The organism is Anabaena sp. WA102 (assembly GCF_001277295.1).
Lineage (GTDB): Bacteria > Cyanobacteriota > Cyanobacteriia > Cyanobacteriales > Nostocaceae > Dolichospermum > Dolichospermum heterosporum.
The window spans coordinates 44,497-66,130 of the sequence record NZ_CP011456.1; the positions used below are offsets into that span (position 1 = coordinate 44,497).

Sequence of the window (21,634 nt, forward strand, 5' to 3'; positions counted from 1 at the left end):
TTCTGTTTAAATTCTTACTTTATCATTTACGCAAATAAGATTAATCAAATCTTTAATTGTTTTACTCTCGACTATAGAATTCACAGGAATAGCCCGATCAGCATAACTATCAATGATTGATATTATAGATAATATAGCCAGTGAGTCCCACACATCTCCTAAGTTTTCTAGCACTGTTTCTTCCGTAAGATTTGCACTGCTGATTTCCATGGCTTCGCCTAAAATTTCCAATATTTCTTGGTGATCTATCATCTTTTATCCCATAAAGTTGTATTGTTGTAATACTCTGAACAGTAAATTATTATTCGCATCTATTAATTACCAATTTCTAAATAATATACTCTAAATTTCGTGGAATAATCTTGTCATCCTGGCATTATCTTTATCAATAAATTACTGAATAAAAATACAGGGGTTAAATTAATCCGTAATTTATAATTAAGTTTTGCAACGGAGATTTAGACCTCGACACGAAACTTGCTGCCTTGAGAGGCAGGGGAATTAAACCCCCAAACTTTGTTAATTACACAATGTCATTGCGATTGCTTCATGCTAATATGGCTACGAAATAACTGGAAATATTTTTGTCCAATTACTTATTATGAGATTTATTCGCAAAAGTTTGTGCTGAAATCTGCTGGGCGAGATCGGTTATAGTTGGAGAGCGGAACAAGCTAATTAATGGTAAATCCACATTAAATGCTGAGAGAATTTCCCTAATTAATGTAACTGCCACTAAGGAATTACCCCCTAGATGAAAGAAATTGTCTTGAGTTCCCACTTGAGGTATCTGAAGCACTTTTTGCCAGATTTCCATGAGGGTTTGCTCAATATCGTTTTTAGGTATTGTTGTATTTACACTATCCTCAGACTGAACAACTAATAGGGGAGCCGGTAAAGCCTTGCGGTCAACTTTATGATTAGGAGTAAGGGGAAATTTCCCCAGAACAACAAAGTTAGAAGGAACCATATACTCAGGCAATAGAGAGAGCAAGTATTCTCGCATAGTTGCATGAGATGGCTGATACCCTGGCTGTGGGAGTAGATAGGCTACAAGGCGCTGATCTCCGGGCATATCTTCACGAACGATAATCACGGCTTCCCGAACTGCTTCATGGCGGCTTAAAATCGTCTCAATTTCTCCTAATTCAATGCGGTGTCCCCGTACTTTTACTTGGAAATCCATCCGTCCCAAAAATTCTACATTGCCATCTCTTCGGTAGCGAACCAGGTCGCCAGTCCGGTATAAACGGGCAGTGGCATCATCACTAAAGGGATTAGGTACAAACCTTTCCTGGGTTAATTCTGGTCTGTGCAAATAGCCCCGTGTCACGCCTTGACCGCCAATATATAGTTCACCAGCGACACCAACAGGCACAGGTTGCTGATTCTTGTCGAGAATGTATAACTCAGTGTTGGCAATAGGACGACCCAGGGGAACTACACCATCAACTTCAGCCAGAGTATGGGTTGCTGACCAGATGGTGGTTTCGGTCGGACCATACATATTGTGAATCTGTCCGGGAATAATTTGCTGAAGTTGATTTGCTAAGGCTTCAGTCAAGGCTTCACCACCAACCATCATTTGCCGAAGTTGCCCCATAGCCTCGTGGTTAGCGGTTTCTGCCATCAATAAACCAGCCATAGAAGGGGTACATTGCAGGTGTGTTACCTGATGACGGTTGATGAGATCCGCTATAGATTCAATTTTGCCCTGTTCCCTTATTTGATAATTAGCCCGTGTCTTCAATTCATTCAGCAAGGGTAGTTGAGATAGCACTGTATTCGTATCTACCCCATAGTCAATCAGACAGGCAATTTCATTGATACCAATGGCTTTAATCCGATCAACCATCTGCAAACAGGTGTCCACAGTTCCAAATAGACCACTAGTTTCAAAGTACCGTTCAAAGGAGAAATCTAGGACTTCCGCCATATCCGGTTCAGATAGATGAGATACTGCAAACTGTCCTTTGTCGTTGGTGGTTTTCTGTTTAAAAGTGGGGAAAGACCAAGCTGCAAGCTTGATTAAATCCAGGGAACTAGCTAGGTATTGCCGCATGGGCTGACGGACAATTTCTTTGACAATATCATCACTTTCTCCCACAAAAGTATGTATCATCAGGCTGACAATACCTTCGCCAGAATGTCCGTTTTCTGTATAAGCTTGCCGATAGATGGCAATTTTGGCGGCTAACTCGTCTAAACTTTGCCCCAGTAAGTGAGTCAAAATATTAAAGCCTCTCGCTCCTGCCATTTGAAAGGTTTCGGGGTTGCCGGCGGCTGTGATCCAAACGGGGAGGTTGGGTTGAATGGGAAGAGGTAGGGTTTGCACCTCGATGATTTCGCCTTTACCGTTGGGATATGGTAAGGTTTCTCCGCGCCAAAGTGCCTGTACCTCCTCAATTTGCTGGAACATAATTTCCTTGCGGTTCTCGAAGGTTTGGGGAGAGAGGATAAAGTCATTGGGTTGCCAGCCAGCCCCAAAGGATATTCCTACCCGACCGTTAGAAAAGTTATCTACTAAAGACCAATCTTCTGTGAGTCGCACGGTGTTATGTAGGGGGGAAATACAGCTACCTGCACGAATTTGGATGTTTTTGGTGGTTGTGGCGATCGCTGCACTGCTGACTACAGGATTGGGGAATAGGCCACCAAAGGCGTGAAAATGACGTTCTGGAGTCCAAACTGCTTTAAAGCCGTTGGCATCAGCAAATTTAGCCCCCTCAAACAACAGCCGATACTTGGCCGCTGCATCTTGCCCTTGTTCATGGCTAGAAAAGTAAAAGAGACTAAAATCGGTATCTTGTAATTTATTTACAGCTATGGGTTGTTGGGACTTAGACTGCTGCCGTTCTTGTTTGGGGTTATAGATAACTACTTTAAATCCCCTAGCCAATGTCCAGAACAGTTCCAAGACAGAAATATCAAATGACAAACTTGTAACTGCTAACCATACTCCCGGTGGTTCATGGTCAATGACAGCATCCATACCCGTGAAGAAGTTAGCCACGTTACGATGTTCTACCATCACACCCTTGGGTTTCCCCGTAGAACCGGAGGTGTAAATTACATAACTCAGATTTTCGGGTTTAACTCCACTATGAGGATTCGTGGTGGGTTGTTGAGTAATTTCTGCCCACAGCGTATCAATGGGGATAATGCGGGTCATCCCCAGATCCCCGACTTCTTTGAGAAGTCGGGGATCTTGATCAAGTTTTTCCTGGGTTAAGATGACGGTCGCTTGGGAATCTTCTACCATGAAAGCCAGACGATCTGCGGGGAAATCGGGATCAAGGGGAAGATATGCCCCACCGGCTTTGTGAATTGCCAATAAGCCGATCATCATTTCTAGCGATCGCTCGATCTGAAGACCGACGATTACATCGGGGCCAACCCCCTGTAGTTGCAAATAGTGCGCTAATTGATTGGCTTGGGCGTTTAATTGCCGGTAAGTTAATTCTCGGTCCTGGAAGACGACAGCTACAGCATCAGGAGTAAGTTCTGCCTGAATTGCCAATAACTCATGGATACACAGATCAGTCGGGAAGGGTTCGGCTGTGTCGTTCCAATCCACCAAAATTCGCTGTTGTTGGGCAACGGAGAGTAGTGGTAATTGATGCAGTGATTGTTGAGGATCTTCAATACAGGCGGTGATTAAACTCTGAAGTTGCTGAACAATGGCTTTAGAGTCAGTGTTATTGAGTGACCCAGTATGTACTAATTCCGGTAAAGTTCCATCTTCATAAGCCACCAACGCCATAGACGCTCCCAGGGACTGCCAATCTAGTTGATCAGGGGACGCAACAAGGGCGATCGCCACAGGCAGAAAATTATCATCGCTACGTCCATTCCCATCACCATGCAATTGTGGATAACGTCTCAACAGCGTATTTCTAAAACTACCCAGACGACAGGTATCATCTAGGGCTGTTTCAAATCGCCGTTGAAAATCATGGAAAGACTCATTAACCTGAGTTTGCACGCGAAGAGGAACTCGTTGGGCAAATATTTCGGGAGCAATACCACGCTGGGCATCGGTTTGTAGTCCCAGATCAAATTCCATTTCGCTTGTCAGTCGCCCACAGTAAGCAGCAAACATAGACAACAGGGATTTCGCTGCTACCTGCCCCGTCAGCGACAAAATAGAATAGCGGTGCATAGAGATATCTGGTTTTTGACCAGATGTTGTCAATGGTGAATAGGGATGCCGAAAAGCTGCAAGCTGCATCAACCGTTTTGCCCAAGCTTGTTCATGACCACATAAGAAAGCATTCCGTTCAGTAATTGCCTTTCTGATATTGGTGTCAATTGCCGGTAAGACATCACCGACGCGGACACCATAATCTGTTTGCAACTGTTCTAGGGAAATATCCTTGCCGTTTAATGTGCTGAACTCACTTAACTGCACAGCCCCATTTATGGTGGCGACACACATCCCTTGGGAATCCAGTTTTAGCACTTGTCCAGGAGTACCATACTCAGATGCAATTGAACGGGCAGATCCCACAACAATCACCCCTCCTGGTAGCCAAGTTTTGGGTAGACCCAATTCATTACGAGTTGGACCAAAATCTAATGCTTTGACTAGATTACAGATATCTTTAGTAGTAACATCATAGGAGATCAGAGCGGCGGCTTCTGGGCGATCTCTAGGACTAAAATAACTCCGTTGCGATAGGTCTTGAGGATAGGGCTTGGCAACATCAATTACTAGTTCTTCTACCAGTTCCCTGAAGGAATTAACTGCTGCATCAAAGCATCGCAGATTGAGGTTAAATACTGTATCATCTGCCAAAATTGGCACAGATGCTTGTTTAAATATCCGTCCAGCATCAATTTCAGCAGAGACTTCATGCCAGGTAACAGCATATTCAGTTTCACCGTTCAGCAAAGCCCAAGTAGTGGCATACAAACCAGCATATTTGGGTAACGGCGAGTCATGGTAGTTAATAGAGGCTTTTTTTGCCCGTGTGATCACATCCTCTGGAATGATCCACTGGACGTTATTAATACTGAAAAGATAATCGTATTTAACACCCAGAAGTGTTTTGTGAAACATGGAGCGAGAAGCAGCATGAGTAATGCCATGTTCCTGAGACCACTTTTGTAGTGAATTATCTGTGGAATACACTCCCAACACTTGGCAGTCTTTCTGTAACAGGATTTCCAAGCAACTCAAGGCTAGAATACCATTGCCCACAACAAAACAGGAAAAGCTGGACATAGTTCATTTATCCTCGTGAATTTGCACAAATTTTCTGGGTATGAATGAGAGACTGAGGATAGATCAGAAATCATACATTCTCATCCCAGTATGTATGGACGAATCTGATCCGCAATTTTTTGACTGGTGCGATCAGCAGTAACTAATTCAATTTGTTCTGGACTAGATGCCCCCAAACCCAAGGCCACTGCTGTGCGAATCTGTTCTAATTTCCAAATAGATCCTTGCATTACCTCATTTGTTGTTCCCAGTGAACGCAACATTGCCAACGCAATGACATCAATGGCTATGGGATCTGTACTTGCCAACATGACATTTGCCGCCACTTTCTTGCCGGCATCTGGTCCCCCTGACACAAAGGCTTCCACACCATCTATTAACACCAGACTAGGCCGATAAACTGCATTAATTTCCGCGATCATTTGCTGCATATACGGTGAACGATGCAAGTCACCCATATAGTTAAATGGATCACCCGGAACATACTTAGCTACCATGCCTACAGTATTTTTTAATGCCAGTGTATAGTGCGCTCCTCGATGAGTTTTTAGACAACAGGTATTGATCACTGCTCCCGCTTGGAGAACTGGTCGGGCAAAAGCGAAACCTTGTTGCCAGTGAGTTCCCGATGGGGAAAAGTATTGCCATTGTTCAGTAGACATTTCATCAAAAACAATGACTTCCACCCCATAGCGATCTGCAAGTTGAAATACTCCTTTAAGCTTCATGGCCTCACGAGTCTGCGCCATTCCTGAGCGATCGCCTATGGTAATTTGCCCTACTCCAGCTTTTTGGAGTTTTTCTACCAAAGTTGCTAACAATTTTGTATCTGTTGATGCTGGAGCTGGATCGGCAGTATTATAGTTGGGCTTCAGAAAAATGCTTTTTCCCTCCATCCCCCCTGGCTGCAACAAATCAAGTATTCGTTGAGTTCCCGATACCCGATCTTCAGTGTGAACCAATGCAACTTTGCTGATCCCTGTAGGTTTGGGTAATGGCAACACTTTCATTGCCTGAACGTTCTTGGCATTGGCAGCATCCAGAATATATCTAGATGTTTTCAGGGTATGAAGAAGGGATGCGGGGGAAACACCCAGGGTTTTGAGACTGTGAAGAATAGGAGGAACAATTGCTGCTCCCGCAAAAAGTCCAGCTACTCGGAGAATATTCCGTCTTGTGTGCTTGGGGTGAGAAGATTTAGTACGCATAACACAACTGATTAAGGGAATGTGTTTATATAAGAGTTGATAACAGAAATATCAATCTTTTTCAAATACGTACTAAGTCGCTGGGTACTTCAAATTTTGGGGTTTCTCCTGGGGAATAAACAGCCCTGTCTTCTGTATCACTGAGAATAATTGATCCTGCCCCAATAATATTTTCTTTGCCAATGTTGATGTAATTTCTAATCGTAGTATTCAAACCAAGGAAAGTATATTCTCCTATGTTTACTCCACCACCAAGCACAACATTAGAAGTCAGAAAACAATGATCATTAATTATACAGTGGTGCGCGATAGAATTTACACCCAAAAGCAGACAATTATTACCAATGGAAGCAAAAGGTTGAATAACATTATTTTCCATGATAAAGCAGTTTTCTCCCACTGATTTACCATAATAAAATGCCTGAGAACTAATATAGGAAATAAAGCTATATCCTCTATTTTTGGCATTTAAATATTTTTCTGCCCGTAATTTATTCACTTGTTGGTAACTAATGGCGATAAATAATTTATACTCATCAGGTGAATAATATTTTTCCAGTTTTTCATAGGGGACTACTGGTAAATTATAAAAACTCTCTGTTTTTAGATAAGCTTCATCAACAGTAAAGCCAACTACCTCATGTTCAGAATCACGGCTGAGATAAAAGTGAGCTATTTCTGCAATTTCACTAGTTCCGAAAATAACCACTTTAGCCATAAATTATCCTCCAATAATATCTTGTTTGTGCTGATAGTCATGAACGGTTTGATCTCCCATAAATTCTTCCATCGTTGCATGATTATCTTGACTGATTCCTTGTTGTTTAATGACTGTCCAAACAGTGAGGAAAATTATTTGTAAGTCTAGTAATAAACTCCAATTGTTGATATAGAAAATATCTAGGTTAAATTTTTCTTCCCAACTCAGAGAATTTCGACCTCGAACTTGAGCTAAACCTGTAATCCCTGGCTTGACTTCTTGCCGTCTTGCTTGTTCTGGGGTATAACGGTCAAGATATTTGACTAATAATGGGCGTGGTCCGACAAAACTCATGTCTCCTTTAGCAATATTCCACAGTTGAGGAAGTTCGTCAAGACTTGTTTGCCGCAAAAATTTACCCAAAGTTGTGAGACGTTTTTCATCAGGTAGAAAATTACCATTGACATCATGATCATTGGTCATAGTGCGGAATTTATAAAAGTTGAAAATTCGCGCATCTTTACCTGGACGGGGTTGGATAAAGAAAATTGGCTGCCCCATCCGTAAATAAATAGCGATCGCAATCATTAGCATTAAAGGAGCTAAAATAATTAAGGCGATTGCTGCTATTATTCTATCCAATAAATATTTAATAAACTGACTAAAATTGATTGCTTTCCAAACCTTAAAATTTCCCTTGATCATAGAACTTCCTTGAACTATTACTGTGTTTTTTGAGGTAAAAACCCAATCAATTGCCAATTATTTATTTGGGATTCCTTGAGATTGTTGGCACTAAAAACCACGATAATTCTCTATGATTTTGCAAATATCTGAGCAATTGCAAAACCAGACTTGTTTTTAAAAGATAACTAAGATGTAAATAAAAATCTTGTCATTTTGACATTATTCCTATCTCAATTATTTTGGGAAATATTTGATACTTTCAGTGTATTTATAACGACTGAGATGAGCATTTTTAGAAGATTAAGAAAAACCTAAATTTGTAGGGGTTTAGCATTGCTAAACCCCTATTTATAGAATCAAACTTAAACTACTTCTACATCAATATTTCTTCTATCTGACGAGGGAGATTAGAAATAGGTAATCCCTGCGCTTTTAAAATTCGCACATATTCCTGATCTAGCGCATTCCAAATATCTTCTTGGCGGAATTCTCGCAAAACCCGCTCTCGTCCAGCCAAACCATGTTGTTGTCGGAGTTCGGAATTAACCACATAATGACGAATTCCTTCGGCTAAAGCTGACCCATCATGGGATGGTACAAGTGTCCCTGTTACTCCATCTTCAACTGCATCTATGCAACCAGGAATCTTGGTGGCGACTACAGGTAGTTTCATGGCCGCAGCTTCCAGAGGGACATTAGGAAAGCCTTCACGATAAGTTGGTAAAGTAAACACATCCATTGCCGCGTACAATGGTGGTGTGTGATCTTTGCCCCCCGTTGCATGGATGCGATTCCTGCGGAGCGCTTCGCTATCGTCAGTTTGCAGTATTTCCTTGGTTTGAGCAGATATGGGGTCTTGAGATTCAAAATACCCAACTAGGAGTAAATGCAAATTGGGAAACTCTGCGCGGAGAATTTTCCAAGCTGCAACCAATTCTTCCACACCTTTATCGCGGACAATCCGACCGACAAAGCCAATGACAATGGCATCATCAGGAATACCATATTGTTGACGAACTTCTTTTCTGGTCTGAGGTGGTAGATTAGCGGGATTAAAGCGATCGCTTGCATCCACCCCATTACTACTTCCTCCACCTAATACGGTAATCTTTTCCTGGGGACAAAGACCCTCACTAATTGCCACTTCTCGCAGGGAATGACTCACACAAATCACCTGATGTGCCAGTAAACAGGAAACCTTTTCACTCCATGATAGTAGGATGCGTTTATATCCTGTTGCTGTCATTAAGGGCAATCCCCGAATATGATAAATTCTCACAGGTACTTGTGCTAACCAAGCCGCAATAGTTCCTAATAATCCACCTTTAGGAGTATGGGAATGTACTATCACAGGCTTGATAGTGCGGATTTGTTGCCAAATTTGCCAAATAGCCACAATATCCTGGAGTGGTGTGATCCGTCGGGGCATTGTCACCGTGTGGAATGGTATATTTTCACGGGAACTAACTTCTTCTACAGCTTCTCCAGGTGAGGATAGAGCATGAATATCATATCCTCGTGCTTTCATATAAGCAATCTGTCCACGAAAAAAGGAAAAGGTTTCGGGAACGGTGGTAATGTGCAGCAATTTAATTTTTTGTGACATAGAAAGGTAAGTATTTCTGGCGTTGCTGAATTAAGATATGAAAATCAAAAATTTCATTTCTCTTACTCTTACTCTTTGCGCCTCTGCGCCTCTGCGTGAGATAAATTCATACTTTCATTCGCCAACGCCGGATTTTTTAAACTTGGTAATATGACCGATACCATTTCACAAATCGCTCGATTCCCTCCTCAATTGAGGTATTCGGTTTAAAACCCACATCTGTCACTAAGGCATCAACATCGGCATAGGTTGCTGGTACATCACCAGCTTGCATGGGGAGCAAATTTTTCTCTGCTTTCATTCCCAAGCAATTTTCTAAGGTTTCGATAAAGTGCATTAATTCCACCGGCTGATTATTACCGATATTATAATTTTTGTAGGGGGCATAACTTGTGGCAGGATCTGGGGCATTTCCTGACCAGTTGGGATTTGATGCAGCCACGTTATCAACAACACGAATTACGCCTTCTACAATGTCATCAATATACGTAAAATCCCGCCTCATTTTCCCGTAATTAAAAACATCAATTGGTTGTCCTGCCAAAATTGCTTTGGTAAACAGAAATAATGCCATATCAGGACGACCCCAAGGACCGTAAACTGTAAAAAATCGCAATCCTGAAGCCGGCAAGCCATACAAACTACTGTAGGTATGTGCCATTAATTCGTTGGCTTTTTTGGTAGCTGCGTACAAACTTACGGGATGATCTACATTGTCGTGAACGGAGAAGGGAGTTTTTGTATTTGCACCGTAAACTGAACTGGAAGAAGCAAATACTAAATGTTGAACGTTGGTATGCCGACAACCTTCGAGAATATTCACAAATCCCACTAGATTACTATCTACATAAGCATGGGGATTTTTTAATGAATAACGGACTCCGGCTTGGGCAGCTAAATTGACGACTTTATCAAAACTAGATTGAGCGAATAATTTGGGGATGCCTTCTCGGTCTGCTAAATCCAATAAATGAAAGCTAAAATTGGGGTTCGCTAAAAGTTGCTCTAATCTGTCTTTTTTTAAGGTAACATCGTAGTAATCGTTGAGGTTATCTAAACCTACAACTTGATCACCTCTTTCTAGTAAGCGTTGGCTGAGGTGAAAACCAATAAAACCAGCCGCACCTGTAACTAAAATTTTCGCCATAATTTCACCGTTTATAAACTCCAATAATTAATATTTGCTGGTATATCCGCAGGTTCAAATATTGATTTGATATCCATGAAGATTCCACCTGGACGAATGTGAGCAAATAGTCTCTCTGCTGGCATTTCTAAATATTCTTGATGGGGAACTGCTAAAATTAGGGCATCAAGATATGTAAGTTCTTTCCAATCAGATAATTGAATACCATATTCATGTACTGCATGACTATTTTCGGCTAAAGAGTCATGTACTAGGGGGTCAATCCCAAATTGTTGCAATTCATGAATGATATCCGGAATGCGACTATTTCTTAAATCTGGGACATTTTCTTTAAAGGTAAGTCCCAAAATCCCCACTCGCGCATTTTTGATGGTCACATTGGCTTCTACAAGCAGTTTCACCAACCGACTACCCAAGAATTGACCCATGTTGTCGTTAATCCGTCGTCCCGCGAGAATTACCTGGGGATAATAGCCAACTTGTTGGGCTTTGGCTGTGAGATAGTAAGGGTCTACACCGATGCAGTGACCCCCGACAAGACCTGGAGTGAAGGGTAGAAAATTCCACTTTGTCCCCGCAGCCGCTAAGACATCACGGGTGCGAATATTCAGGCGATCGCAAATTATCGCTAGTTCGTTCATCAAAGCAATGTTAAGATCCCGTTGGGTATTTTCAATGACTTTTGCCGCTTCAGCTACTTTAATTGATTGGGCGCGGTAAACACCAGCGTCAACAACAGCACCATATACATTAGCGATTTGTTCTAATGTTTCCGGGTCTTCACCTGCGACTACTTTAACAATTTTTTCTAAGGTATGTGTTTTATCACCTGGGTTAATTCGTTCGGGTGAGTAGCCCAATTTGAAATCAATACCCTGTTGTAAATCAGATACCCGTGCTAGAACAGCACCACAAACTTCTTCGGTGACTCCTGGATAAACAGTGGATTCATAAACTACTACATCACCTTTTTTAAGAACTTTACCAATAGTTTCCGAAGCTTTAATCAATGGAGTCAAATCAGGAACACGGTTATCATCAATTGGCGTGGGGACTGCAACAATAAAGAAGTTGCAATCAGCTAAATCAATTGGATCACAAGTAATATTGAGAGATGTATTTTTGAGTTCATCACTAGTAACTTCTCCTGTAAAATCTATGCCTTGATTTAATGCGGTAATTTTCTCTTGATTAATATCAAACCCAACTGTATTGGGAAATTTTTTTGCAATTGCTAAAGCCACAGGTAACCCAACGTAGCCAAGACCAATGACTGCGATATTATTCATGTTTTTATTTTCTGAATGGAATTTGAAAATTTTTTATTTATTCAGCAAGCCCTAATTGGTTTTCAGCTAACCAAGCTTGGAACATCAGTACATCCCAAAGATAATATTGCCAGTTGAATTTGCCACTTTGGTGTTCATCCCACTTTTGCCGAATTGGTTGAGGATTGAAATAGCCTTCTTGTCTCAATCGAGACTCATTCAACAAATCTTCTGCCCATTCTCGTAATGGTCCACGCAACCAGCTATCAATGGGAATACCAAAGCCCATTTTGGGACGCTCGATTAATTCTTTGGGTACGTATTTATACAAAAGCTGGCGTAATAACCACTTCCCTTGATTACCACGTATTTTCATGGATAAGGGGATTTGCCAAGCAAATTCTACAACCCGATGGTCTAGAAAAGGTATGCGACTTTCTAGACTCACACCCATGCTGGCACGATCTACTTTCACCAAGATGTCATCTGGTAAGTAGCTGATTAAATCCAAGTACATCATACGTTCTGTGAAATCTGGTAGGCTGTCCGACAAATTGCGCTCATTCAAAACTGTGCTAAGTTCAGAACTACCAATAACAACTTCCTCTGACGCTTGCCAATGGGATACTAAACCCGCATACATAATATCGGGGTTGGGAACTGCTAAAATGCTTGCTAACTTATGTAATTTATAACCGGAAGCTTCTACTTTAAGCTTTGTAGGCAACATGGCATCTACAGATGCAAAACCTTGATTCCAAGTTTGGGGGGAAACACTTGTTAAAGCTTTTGCGGTGGAATGACGAACTGTTTTCGGTATCCAGCCTATTTTCTGCCAAATACTACGTCCCCAAAAATAGCGATTATATCCAGCAAACAATTCATCACCTGCATCACCTGAAAGGCTGACAGTCACATGATTTCTAGCAAGTTGAGATACTAAAAATGTGGGAATTTGGGAAGAATCAGAAAACGGCTCGTCATATAAACTGGGTAGTTTGGGTATAACTGCTAGTGCTTCATTTGCCGTTACATAAAATTCTGTATGGTCTGTACCCAAATGCTGGGCTACAGCTTTAGCATATTGAGCCTCATTGTAAGCATCTTCATAAAAACCAATACTAAAGGTTTTTACAGGTTGATGGCTTTGAGCTTGCATGAGAGCTACAACTATAGAGGAGTCAATTCCCCCAGATAGGAATGCACCCAAAGGCACATCTGCCAGCATTCGCATTCCCACTGCATCTTTTAATAATTCCTCCAGGTTTACTATAGCTTCATTCTCTGAGCCTGTGAAGGGATAAGCAACACCTGATTCTGCTACAATTTTTGCCGACCAATAGGCCACTGGTTGGGGGTGAGTTCTACTCCCATTCCAACTGAGGAGAGTCCCAGGGGGTAATTTATAGATACCTTTATAGATGGAATAAGGGGCAGGAATATAGGAAAAACGCAGGAATAAAGCCAAAGCATCGCGGTTAATTTCTCGCTGAAAATCAGGATGGGCTTTAAAAGCTTTTAATTCCGAAGCAAATATAAAAGTATCACCACACCAACCATAATATAAAGGCTTTTCACCAATGCGATCGCGTCCCAAATGTAAAATGCGTTCTGCTTTGTCCCACAATACAAACGCAAACATCCCATTAAATCGTTTGGTTGCTTCTATAACCCCCCATTCGCAAAAACTAGCTAACATTACTTCCGTATCAGAATGACCTCTAAAGTTATATCCAAGGCTTTGTAACTGCTTTCTTAATTCCGGAAAATTATAAACTTCACCATTGAACACAATTACATAGCGACCATTAGCAGAGATCATCGGTTGATGTCCTTCTGGTGATAAATCTACTATAGATAATCGTCTGTGTCCTAGAGCTATCCCCACCTCTTCATCAATCCAAATTCCACCATCATCAGGACCACGATGAATCAGAGATTGGCACATATTTTCGACTATATTGCCAATTTCTTCACTAGATAGTTGTTTTTCATTGGTAAAAAAACCAGTTATTCCACACATTTATTGAATTACTCCTTCAAGAAATATATAAATTTTTAGAGGTTATTTCTTTGGCGTGATATATGCAGAAAAAGATCAAAATTTCACTAAGTGAGAATAAATAAATTCTGGATTTTTTGAATTACAGCAAATTGTCATCAAACCCGGAACAAGAACCCCACCCCCAACCCCCTCCCCGCAAGCGATGAAGGGGGCTAAGATGTACCTTTATGTAAATTTTCGCCGATCTAAGCTGTTGAAAATTAGCTATTCCCTAAGAATAGGAACTAAAAAATCTTTGGAAATATTGCCCCCACGGACAATTAAACGATTGTTGTTTACTTCTTGATCTTCGCGGAGATATATTGCATAAACTTGATCAGTTTTCTGAATATTTTTATCTATGTTGAAGTCACAATTATCAAATACCAGTCGCTGGTTAGTTTGATTAGAAAAGCTAGGGTGTTGCCACCAAATATCAGCACCAGCAAAAAAATCGTATTGTTCGCCTGTTAATTTTCTCGTGATAGTGAATTGACAATTTTCAAATGTAACATTATGAGGAAATAAAATCCTGTTCATGTAAGTATCCGCTGCACCAATTTTAAATTGAGAATTCGTAAATTTCATTGTTGAATTCAAGCTAAAAATATAAAAAGGTGCATTGCCAGAAATGATATTATTCCCAATGACTGTAGAACCTTCATCAACAGCAATATCAAAATCCCCATCAATTAGGTTTAGGTTTTCAAGTTTAACATCTACCTTTAATGTTTCTCCATAACCTCGTCCATCAACTTCAATATCAATTCCGGTCGGATCAATTTTGCCTTGTGTAGTCAGATTATAAACTTCAGCCGAAGAATTTCCACCAGTTAAGACAAACCCACCTCGAAATACATCAATAGCTTGACAATTATTCATTTTAACATCAACATTTGTATATACAGAGATTCCATCAGCAACCCCATTTTTAAAATTGCAATCTTCAATAAATACTTGCAATTTACCAGGAAGTTCAGGGTCAGCAGTCAAGAATATCAGATGCGCTTGTTCTAATTCATATTTTTTATAATGACCTTGATTTTGGCTATTACCATCAAAGGTAAACCCTTGAATAATTAAAGGTTGAGAATTCTTCTGACTACTATAATTAGTAGTGAAAGTTCGAGTCCACTTTCCTTGTTTATCTGGTCGTTTAATAGTTGCTCCATATCCTTGATAAGTAATGTTATCTTTGAGAATTACAGACGTTACTATATAAACGCCTTCAGGGAATAATATTACTCCTCCTCCTTGCTGATACACTGTATCTATTGCTGTTTGAATTGCCTTAGTATCGTCATTAACACCATTACCTTTAGCACCAAATCTTTTAACAGATACAATGTTTTTTATGTCATTATCTAATATTTGCATGGTATGTAATTTATTGCCGGACACATTGGCATTAGATGTATTTTTAGAGGTTATAGATTGACTCTTTAGGAAATAAACTTGAGGTTTCGATATGGTAACTGATTGGCTAAAGTGGAGAGATTGTATAATCAGTAAGCTTAATAAACTCCAAAATAACCAAAAACGAAATTTGCGGAAAAACATCTTAGCTAATTTTTGATAAATCAACATATATCACCTAACAATGGTAACTTATTTTTATAGGAGGGGAAAAAAGCTTGACAACAGCTATCAACCGTAAAACCTTTTATATAAAAGGTTTTGTGATTAAAATTTGTATCTCATTTACTTACAATATGTTGTATGTCTCTGATTACTATTGAAATCAGTTGTATCACACATTTATTATTTTCCTCTGATTTTTATAAATTTGAGATTTAGTTTTGGAAGTCTGGTTAGTTAAAGAGTTTATAGATAGTAAATAAAACCAAAAAATTGGCTGTCGTAATACATAGTGAAAGCAACTAAATATCGTTAAGCATATAACGGCTGCGAACATGATAAATGATTGCTTTTTCCATGCTTGCCAACCTATCCATCCTAGTAATGAAATATAGGCTATTATTCCCACAATTCCAGAACTACTACCCCAATCTATAAACGTATTGTGTGCTTCCTCATCTAAAAAAGGTCTAGTCTCACCTGAATGGGCGCCAGGACCAAGACCAAATAAAGGGGAAGAAGAGATTGCAGTGATGCCATTTTTCCATAATGTCACTCTGACGCTTCCTTGATTACCCTGATCATATACATTGGCAGTATTACTATATAGTTGTTGATAGCTAAATTCCGCCAATATTAATATAATAATAGCTGCTGATATACCCATAATAGCTCGAATAAGTCCTTGCATTTCTAATTTAATATTTTTTTTAAGCACAAGATTTTTGTCAATTAATAAATATAATTCTAGAAATATAATTAAAGTAAATCCAATTATCCATCCAAAGAATAGGGCATCAGACTGTGTAGCTGTACCTAAAATAAAGCAAATAACTATTAAAAATATAAATTTTGATTTTGAAAAAAATTGACTACTACTTCTGAAAAGATAGAAAGTAAAAAATGGTATTACCGTTAAAAATAAAGCTAATTGGTTGGGGTTTTGAGACCAACCTAGAAATCTGACTCCTCCATACCAAGAAGTTAAAAAAGGTATAAAAGAAGGAAATAAAAATAAAGTCAACAAAGCTAATAATGAGAAAGAAATCACATAATCAATCATTTTCTTTATTTCCAAATAAAAAAAATAAGAATTAGCTAAACATAGTGAAAAAATAAATGAAAAGCCAAAAGCAAAATAATCATGATGCCATGCGCTACTTTTTAAATTTAGTGAGTCTGCAATTGACAAACCCAAGGTAAGAGAAATAAATCCAACTCCCCAAAACGAGTAAATTAATTTTACAATTGGTGTAATCAATAGACATTTATTAGTTAAAAGTTTAACAAGAACGAATATTATCCAAATAAATAAAATAATTTCGCCAATGCCAATCGGAATTCCAGGGAATCTGAGTTGAGTTGCAGTTGTAAGTATGATTCCAGTTACTAACCAAATTAATTCTAAGTTTGTATTTTTCATCAAATTGGAGCATTAAATTAAATAATGTTTTTCAACGCAATTAGCCCAAAATCTCTGCGATTCATTTAAATTTTCTTCACTTAATGGAGAACCAACACGATGCTTTAGTATCTTAAACTTTAGACCTGTAGTAATAGCAAAAATATCTACTAAAGATTTAGCAGTTTGTTCTATTACTCCCCAAAATAAAAAATAATTTTTATCAGCAAGTCCTCTATGAATTAGAGCCAATGAAAAATGAAAATACTCATAGCGATTGCTTAGTTTAATCGTTTAGAAATTCCCATCATCGCTTGTGTAGTAAATGAAGAATAACTGTAAACGTAAAACCTATGCGAATAACTGCGGCAATCAATAAAGCGATCGCTGCCCCTACCAAACCCAGCTTCGGCAGCAGCCATAGACAACCTACAGTTGAAATACTTGTCACAGTAACAAACAAAGGTATTTGGATACGAAAATATCGAGCTGCCGTCATTCCACAGTCTAGGAAAGATGATATGTAATTAAACCCAGCAATAACCATCAGCCAAATAAATAAAGTTGTCTGCTCGGCATATTCAGAGCTATACAGCAGCATTAGAATTTGTCGTCCACTCGTCACCGCTACTAAAACACCTATTCCGCCTTGTAAAGCAGCTATTCCCACTAGTTTCAGCAGGAGGTTACGAAAACCTATAAGATTTCCACTAGCATAATATTTTGCTAGACGGGGACTGGCTGACTGCCCCAAGGCATTCACTACTATGTTTCCAGCCATCATCATATAAGCCAAAGCCGTAAAAATACCCAGTTTCCTTTCATTCAAGTAATACTCAATCAAGTATTGAGGAATGTTGGTATTGAGCGAAACTAGCATCATCGCAAACCCCAATGGGAAACAAAGCCATACTAGATGTTTTAGAGTTTTCAGGTGCCAACGAGGTTGCAATTCTGAGATATCTTTTAGCATCAAAAGACCACTAGGAAGGTCATAGCCGAGTAGGACTACAGCCCAAACGCAGACTAACCCAAATACACCCCACAAAATATTACCGGATATATATATTCCTCCGCCTAAAAACAGCAATGACAGAAGTCCTTTAATCATCATCGAAATGGCAATCCGATCCATTCGTTCATGCTGCTGAATTAGCCCCTGAAATATATCACTAATAGACTCGAATACCTTGGCTGTTCCTATGAGGAAGATTACTAAAGATGTTTCCCTTTGATATCCACCTAAAAAGCTAATAACTGTAATAGTTAGAAGTGCCAGTGTTGTTGATATTAGCCTTAACCCAAAGTAATCACTAAACAAAAACTGTTTTTGAGCATCTGTTGCTTGGACAGCCCTTAGTTGGAGATCTGTAAACATGATTATAGGTGCTGTTACAGCCAACCCCAAGGTAAACTGCCCTACCATTTTTGGGCCGCCAAGTTTAGCCAAAACTACTAACATTCCCCATTGGCAAGCTGAATAAACAAAATTACCAACAAAAGTCCAAGAGAAATTACGACGTAGACTCATGGAATTATTTTTTTTTGCATTGGCTTTAGTCATGAGATTGAGTCTTTCGTCAGAGGAAATAGTATGAGGGATACCATCTTGAGATTTGACGAGTGAAAGATCAAAAATCCCTGCATCAGTGGAATACTCCGAAATAATATCATGAAAATATCTTCTCGAAATCACTGCTATTGAAGCCAAAATTGAAGGAAGAATGATAGCCATCTACACAAGCTATCCAGTCACCTTTATTAACTATATGAGGATCAATATTATGCATTCCATCAGCATTCCAACCATATCCACTTGCACCTATGATTGGATTTTCATTTACTGATTTTTCTGAATAATTTGTTGTACTCAATTCTGTTATTTCAAAAGCCCGAACTTTGTTTCCATAGCGGAATGGCTGACAATCTTGGCTATATCTAAAAAGCTTATTATCAAATATTGTCATCCTTCCACCAGGTCTAGCGATATGGAAATCTCTTTGAATAATAGGGCTTTTAGGATGCTCAATCCATTTTCCCGTTAAGGACTCAGCATAGTATAGCCGCAAAAAATCATTGTTTCCAGTAGTTGTAAATAGCCACCATTTATCTTGAAAATAAACAACGGATGAATCTTTAAAATTCTGCCCTTCAATTAAGGTGTTTAAGTATGACCACTGTTCAGGAAAATCAGTTGCTTGATAAAGGCGAATAGAATTTGATGCGTTGCTTTCTGGAACCATATAATAACTATTATCCCATTTAAATACATAGGGATAAGACAAATGGAAAGATTCGCGCAGAATAATTTTTTGATAGTTCCATTCTATGCCATCAGTGCTTGTTGCCAAGCCAATTTCTCCTCTATTTGTTTCAATGTTCATAACCTCAAAAAACATATACCAAGTCCCATTTTCATAAACCATAAATGGATCAGCAACAAACTCTGCTGAAACATCTATAACATCTTTAGCTGTTAAAACTGGATTTTTGATATTCTCTTGAGAACTTAACTTAAAAGGTGATTCCCCTGTATAAATTCCTATTGACCAATCACATTTCCTCCGGACAAAAATTTTTGCAATCTTTTTAAGAGAAGATAAATATGTTGACATTGACAAATTTTCTGTCTGAACTTTATTGCTTGATTTCATATTTTTCTACAGATTTATTAACACTACGAAGATAAAAGCAGCAAAAATCTTAATCTATTTAGGCAATTTTGGGTTTGGTACTTTTCGGAATATTTATCCAACTATTTGATGTGTGATTAGTAAATTGACCAGGCTCTAACAAACTTATTTCTTCTGGCAATTTTGGTTTATAACCTGCCACTAATTGTGACAGCAATAGCATAATCGAATCAGCATCATTTTTAGCTGCTACTCCCAGTAAAGTTTCTACCGTAATATCCAAATAACTAGGAATAATCTGGCTCGCATTTTTCACAATTAACAGTTTTTCATGCTCCGTCTTTTCATATTCTTCTCCCTCAATAAACAATTCTTCAAATAACTTTTCCCCTGGTCTTAAACCTGTAAATACTATGTCAATATCTTTGTTAACCTCATATCCTGAAAGATGAATTAGTTCTTTTGCTAAATCTACAATTTTCACCGGTTCACCCATATTTAGCATTAAGACTTCACCACTACGACCCAGGACAGATGCTTGTAAAACCAGTTGCACTGCCTCTGGTATGGTCATAAAGTAACGGCAAATATCGGGATGAGTAACTGTAATTGGTCCACCTGCTAAGATTTGTTTTTGGAAAGTAGGAACTACGCTACCTCGACTCCCTAAAACATTCCCAAAACGCACAGCTACATAAGATTTACCACTTTGTTTTGCAGCTTGTAAAACTAACATTTCGGCTACTCTCTTACTAGCACCCATGACATTAGTAGGATTAACTGCTTTATCTGTGGAAATCATCACAAAATGTTCAACATTATATTGCAGTGCTACCTGTATTAAATTCCGTGTACCAATCACATTATTAGTAATTGCTTCTGCGGGATTTAATTCCATCAGAGGGACGTGTTTATGAGCAGCAGCATGAAAAATTACATCTGGTTTAAATCTCTCAAAAGCGTATTCCAATCTCGACCGCACTCGAATATCAGCAATGAATGTATAAATCTGCGGTATATTGATGACTGATTGACCATTATTTTTGAGAATTTGGATTAGTTGTTCTAGTTCTTGTTGGATATTGAAAACAGAATTTTCTCCATGTCCAATCAGGATGATTTTAGCTGGATGACAACGGAAAATTTGCCGGCATAGTTCACTCCCAATTGATCCTCCTGAACCTGTAATTAAAACTGTTTTATCTTTAATAAATTTAGACACCCTTTTAATGTCTATATGAATAGGTTCTCGTCTGAGTAAGTCTTCAATTTTGATATCTCTAATACTATCCAATCGGACACGACCATTGAGGATTTCATGTATTCCTGGTAAAGTGCTAGGTTGGACTCCATTGGCTTGACAAATATCAACAATTTCTCGAATAATTTGTCCAGAAACTGTAGGCATGGCAATAATAATTTTCTGAATTTTTAATGTTTTGATTACCTCAGAAATTTTATAGCGATCGCCCAATACCGGAATTCCCCGTAAATGTATATGCTGTTTTTTGATATCGTCATCAATAAAGCCTACAGGATAAACCCCAGACTGGGGATTTCTTTGCATATCTTCCACAAGAGAAACCCCCGCATTACCCGCACCAATAATCAGCACTCTCTCCCTATGCTTAGATATTTTCTGTCTATGATTTACCCTTTCTACAACCCGCACACTAAACCGTAGCGCAATCACACAAATACCAGAAAGTATTCCCTCCAAAATCGGTAGTGATTGCGGAAGATTACCTAATAGCATATTGAATGTTTTATCCAATATATTAAATAGCGTTGTTTGGATGACTATCACACCCATCATCAACATGACTATATAGATTACTTCCTCAATACTTGCATATCGCCAATAGCGTTTATAAAAACCACAGCCCCAAAAAACAATTAGTTTAACTACTAAAAATAAAATTGTAGCAACTTCTAACTGTGAAATATATTCTTGCAAATTCAGATCACCATCTAAACGCAAGAATAATGCTAACAATGGTGTCATCGCAAAAATAGTAATATCAAAAATAAACCAATGTCTATTTCTAACTTTACTTAATTGATGGGATAAGGTTTTAATTGTTTTCTGAACAGTAAAATGAGAGACGAAAAACAGGATATTCACATCAACATC

General features: G+C 38.9%; 15 protein-coding genes. All 15 read right to left on the reverse strand.

All coding sequences use genetic code 11. The annotated features are described in order from the left end of the window. Positions 1–6: 6 nt before the first annotated feature. The 15 genes from AA650_RS00125 to AA650_RS00195 all read right to left on the reverse strand — a co-directional run bounded on the left by AA650_RS00125 (position 7) and on the right by AA650_RS00195 (position 21,625). Positions 7–252, reverse strand: coding sequence for a phosphopantetheine-binding protein (locus AA650_RS00125; RefSeq protein ID WP_053537484.1), 246 nt, complete (start codon positions 250–252; stop codon positions 7–9). 340 nt (positions 253–592) lie between these two features. After that, the gene (locus AA650_RS00130; RefSeq protein WP_053537485.1) at positions 593–5,227 is read right to left on the reverse strand and encodes a MupA/Atu3671 family FMN-dependent luciferase-like monooxygenase; all 4,635 of its coding nucleotides are present in this window, start codon (positions 5,225–5,227) and stop codon (positions 593–595) included. A gap of 80 nt (positions 5,228–5,307) precedes the next feature. Beyond that, positions 5,308–6,435, reverse strand: a complete 1,128-nt coding sequence (locus tag AA650_RS00135; RefSeq protein WP_053537486.1) for a DUF362 domain-containing protein — start codon at positions 6,433–6,435, stop codon at positions 5,308–5,310. A 61-nt stretch (positions 6,436–6,496) separates the two neighbouring features. Further along, complete coding sequence (locus AA650_RS00140) at positions 6,497–7,153, reverse strand: acetyltransferase (RefSeq protein ID WP_053537487.1); 657 nt, start codon at positions 7,151–7,153, stop codon at positions 6,497–6,499. 3 nt (positions 7,154–7,156) lie between these two features. Then, positions 7,157–7,840 carry a sugar transferase gene (locus AA650_RS00145; RefSeq protein WP_053537488.1) on the reverse strand — a complete coding sequence of 228 codons (684 nt, stop codon included), beginning with the start codon at positions 7,838–7,840 and terminating at the stop codon, positions 7,157–7,159. Between the two features lie 355 nt (positions 7,841–8,195). Next, positions 8,196–9,428 carry a glycosyltransferase family 4 protein gene (locus AA650_RS00150; RefSeq protein ID WP_053537489.1) on the reverse strand — a complete coding sequence of 411 codons (1,233 nt, stop codon included), beginning with the start codon at positions 9,426–9,428 and terminating at the stop codon, positions 8,196–8,198. Between the two features lie 136 nt (positions 9,429–9,564). After that, positions 9,565–10,575, reverse strand: coding sequence for an NAD-dependent epimerase (locus AA650_RS00155; RefSeq protein WP_027403384.1), 1,011 nt, complete (start codon positions 10,573–10,575; stop codon positions 9,565–9,567). 11 nt (positions 10,576–10,586) lie between these two features. Next, entirely contained in the window at positions 10,587–11,864 is a 1,278-nt protein-coding gene (locus AA650_RS00160) for a nucleotide sugar dehydrogenase (RefSeq protein WP_053537490.1), read from the reverse strand. 37 nt (positions 11,865–11,901) lie between these two features. Next, complete coding sequence (gene asnB / locus AA650_RS00165; RefSeq protein ID WP_081424097.1) at positions 11,902–13,866, reverse strand: asparagine synthase (glutamine-hydrolyzing); 1,965 nt, start codon at positions 13,864–13,866, stop codon at positions 11,902–11,904. A 246-nt stretch (positions 13,867–14,112) separates the two neighbouring features. Beyond that, the gene (locus tag AA650_RS00170; RefSeq protein WP_053537491.1) at positions 14,113–15,474 is read right to left on the reverse strand and encodes a glycosyl hydrolase family 28-related protein; all 1,362 of its coding nucleotides are present in this window, start codon (positions 15,472–15,474) and stop codon (positions 14,113–14,115) included. Positions 15,475–15,637: 163 nt separating this feature from the next. Next, positions 15,638–16,888: an O-antigen ligase family protein gene (locus AA650_RS00175; protein ID WP_053537492.1), complete on the reverse strand. Its 1,251-nt coding sequence runs from the start codon at positions 16,886–16,888 to the stop codon at positions 15,638–15,640. Positions 16,889–16,900: 12 nt separating this feature from the next. Continuing rightward, positions 16,901–17,119: a hypothetical protein gene (locus tag AA650_RS00180; protein ID WP_053537493.1), complete on the reverse strand. Its 219-nt coding sequence runs from the start codon at positions 17,117–17,119 to the stop codon at positions 16,901–16,903. Between the two features lie 55 nt (positions 17,120–17,174). Beyond that, positions 17,175–18,602 carry a lipopolysaccharide biosynthesis protein gene (locus AA650_RS00185; RefSeq protein ID WP_325064594.1) on the reverse strand — a complete coding sequence of 476 codons (1,428 nt, stop codon included), beginning with the start codon at positions 18,600–18,602 and terminating at the stop codon, positions 17,175–17,177. Next, positions 18,538–19,521, reverse strand: coding sequence for a glucosamine inositolphosphorylceramide transferase family protein (locus AA650_RS00190; RefSeq protein WP_053537494.1), 984 nt, complete (start codon positions 19,519–19,521; stop codon positions 18,538–18,540). Before AA650_RS00190 ends, AA650_RS00185 begins: the two co-directional genes overlap by 65 nt. A 58-nt stretch (positions 19,522–19,579) precedes the next feature. Continuing rightward, positions 19,580–21,625, reverse strand: coding sequence for a polysaccharide biosynthesis protein (locus AA650_RS00195; RefSeq protein WP_053537495.1), 2,046 nt, complete (start codon positions 21,623–21,625; stop codon positions 19,580–19,582). Positions 21,626–21,634 lie beyond the last annotated feature (9 nt).

What these genes read in the sequence shown, in the direction of transcription:
- AA650_RS00185 (WP_325064594.1), bottom strand. Translation starts at nt 18,602, where the DNA reads ATGGCTATCATTCTTCCTTCAATTTTGGCTTCAATAGCAGTGATTTCG.
- AA650_RS00190 (WP_053537494.1), bottom strand. Translation starts at nt 19,521, where the DNA reads ATGAAATCAAGCAATAAAGTTCAGACAGAAAATTTGTCAATGTCAACA.
- AA650_RS00155 (WP_027403384.1), bottom strand. Translation starts at nt 10,575, where the DNA reads ATGGCGAAAATTTTAGTTACAGGTGCGGCTGGTTTTATTGGTTTTCAC.
- AA650_RS00145 (WP_053537488.1), bottom strand. Translation starts at nt 7,840, where the DNA reads ATGATCAAGGGAAATTTTAAGGTTTGGAAAGCAATCAATTTTAGTCAG.
- AA650_RS00135 (WP_053537486.1), bottom strand. Translation starts at nt 6,435, where the DNA reads ATGCGTACTAAATCTTCTCACCCCAAGCACACAAGACGGAATATTCTC.
- AA650_RS00160 (WP_053537490.1), bottom strand. Translation starts at nt 11,864, where the DNA reads ATGAATAATATCGCAGTCATTGGTCTTGGCTACGTTGGGTTACCTGTG.
- AA650_RS00130 (WP_053537485.1), bottom strand. Translation starts at nt 5,227, where the DNA reads ATGTCCAGCTTTTCCTGTTTTGTTGTGGGCAATGGTATTCTAGCCTTG.
- AA650_RS00175 (WP_053537492.1), bottom strand. Translation starts at nt 16,888, where the DNA reads ATGAAAAATACAAACTTAGAATTAATTTGGTTAGTAACTGGAATCATA.
- AA650_RS00125 (WP_053537484.1), bottom strand. Translation starts at nt 252, where the DNA reads ATGATAGATCACCAAGAAATATTGGAAATTTTAGGCGAAGCCATGGAA.
- AA650_RS00170 (WP_053537491.1), bottom strand. Translation starts at nt 15,474, where the DNA reads ATGTTGATTTATCAAAAATTAGCTAAGATGTTTTTCCGCAAATTTCGT.
- AA650_RS00150 (WP_053537489.1), bottom strand. Translation starts at nt 9,428, where the DNA reads ATGTCACAAAAAATTAAATTGCTGCACATTACCACCGTTCCCGAAACC.
- asnB (WP_081424097.1), bottom strand. Translation starts at nt 13,866, where the DNA reads ATGTGTGGAATAACTGGTTTTTTTACCAATGAAAAACAACTATCTAGT.
- AA650_RS00140 (WP_053537487.1), bottom strand. Translation starts at nt 7,153, where the DNA reads ATGGCTAAAGTGGTTATTTTCGGAACTAGTGAAATTGCAGAAATAGCT.